Here is a 1583-nt window from a genome sequence, read left to right as displayed (position 1 = left end):
CCTCGTCGCTGCCGACGCGGCCGGCCAGCGCCCCCGCCGAGAGGCGGGTGAAGGTCTCGAGGTCGGCGCTCGCGGCGGCGAGCAGCTCGTCGCGCTGGTTCTGGAGGTGGAGCGCGGTCAGCCCCGCCAGGCAGGCGAGGAAGGTCGCCAGCAGGGCCGGCACCGCGTAGCGCAGCCACGCCTCGGCCTGGACGAAACGCGCGGCCGGAGCCCGCGTCGGCCAGTGGATGCCGAGAATCGTATCCGCACGCGCGGAGAAGGAAGCGGAATCCGCCTCCGGCATGGTCGACCTCGTGACATGAAAGCGTCCGGGCCGTGCTGCGCCGGCCTCGAATCTGAATTCAGTTCATCACTTTCCCGGGTGATTTGTCCACGGCTTTTTTCCGGCCGAGCTTGACTCCCGGCCGCATCTACCGACTCGGATTCGGCGGAGAATCGTCAATGTTAAGCGATGGTTAACCGGCTTCGAGGGTGCGGGCGGCGATGTCGGCCACGTCCCGCGAAAGCGCGGGGATCGCCTTGATCCGGTTGAGGATTTCGGCGGCCTTTTCCCGCCGCGAAATTTCCCATCGGCGCCACGGGGAAAAGGCGGTGAGGAGGCGCGCGGCGAGCTGCGGATTGATCCGGTCGAGCGCTTCGATGCGCTCGGCCACCAGGGCGAACCCGGTTCCGTCGGCCCGCGCGAACTGGGTCGGGTTTCCGAGCGCGAAGCTGGCGATCAGCGCCCGCACCCGATTCGGGTTGGTCATGGCGAAGGCCGGGTGCTCGGCGAGCCCGGCGATCCGCGCCCGCGTGCCGTCCTCGGGGATCATCGCCTGGATCGCGAACCACTTGTCGAGGACGAGCGGCTCGTCGGCATAGGTGCTGCCGAAGGCGGCGAGCGCCGCCTCGCGGGCGTCCCCCGGGATCGCCGCGATCACGCCGAGGGCGGCGAGGCGGTCGGTCATGTTGCGGGCCTCGCGCAGCTGGGCGAGGGCGCCCTCGGTCCCCGCCGCGGGATCGGCTGCCGCGATCAGGTCGAGGCAGGCGTTGGCGAGAGACCGGCGGCCGGCCGAGGCCGCATCCGGGCTGTAGGCGGTCTCGTGCGACGGCCGCAGCGCCGACATCAGCCCGTCGAGGCGCGGGCGCAGCCGCGTTCCGAGGACCGCCCGAAGGGCGGTGCGGGCGGCGTGGATCGCATCCGGGTCGATGTCGGCGGCGATCTCGCTGGCGGCCTCGCCCTCGCCGGGAAGCGCCAGGACCAGGGCGGCGAAGGCCGGGTCGGCCAGGGCCTCGCCGTCGAGGAAGGCCCCGAGCGCGTCGGCGAAGGCCTCGGCCGCCCCCGGCGCCGCCGGTCCGAGGATCAGGCGCATCGCGATGCCCTGCGCCGCCTGCCAGCGGTTGAACGGGTCGGTGTCGTGGCGGAGCAGGGTGAGGCGCTCGGCGTCGGTCAGGTCGAGGTCGAGCCGCACCGGGGCCGAGAAGCCGCGCAGCAGCGAGGGGACGGGCGGCTCGGCGACGTTCTCGAACGCCACCGTCGCGGTCTCGGCGTCGAGGACGAAGACGCCGCCGGCGACCGCGGCCGACGTCGCCCCGGCGAGCGG

General features: G+C 73.0%; 1 protein-coding gene and 1 pseudogene. Both read right to left on the bottom strand.

Annotation, left to right across the window (positions count from 1 at the left end; translation table 11 throughout):
• A pseudogene (locus tag FV223_RS27195) lies at positions 1–283 on the bottom strand (PAS domain-containing sensor histidine kinase); the annotation flags it as partial.
• Positions 284–455: 172 nt separating this feature from the next.
• Positions 456–1583 (bottom strand): DUF3458 domain-containing protein (locus tag FV223_RS27190; RefSeq protein ID WP_147729813.1); only part of this gene is annotated, 1128 nt, incomplete at its 5' end.

Source organism: Methylobacterium sp. WL116 (genome assembly GCF_008039455.1).
GTDB lineage: Bacteria > Pseudomonadota > Alphaproteobacteria > Rhizobiales > Beijerinckiaceae > Methylobacterium.
Note: the sequence above shows the minus strand (reverse complement) of the source record. Positions and strands in the feature narration are given on the sequence as shown.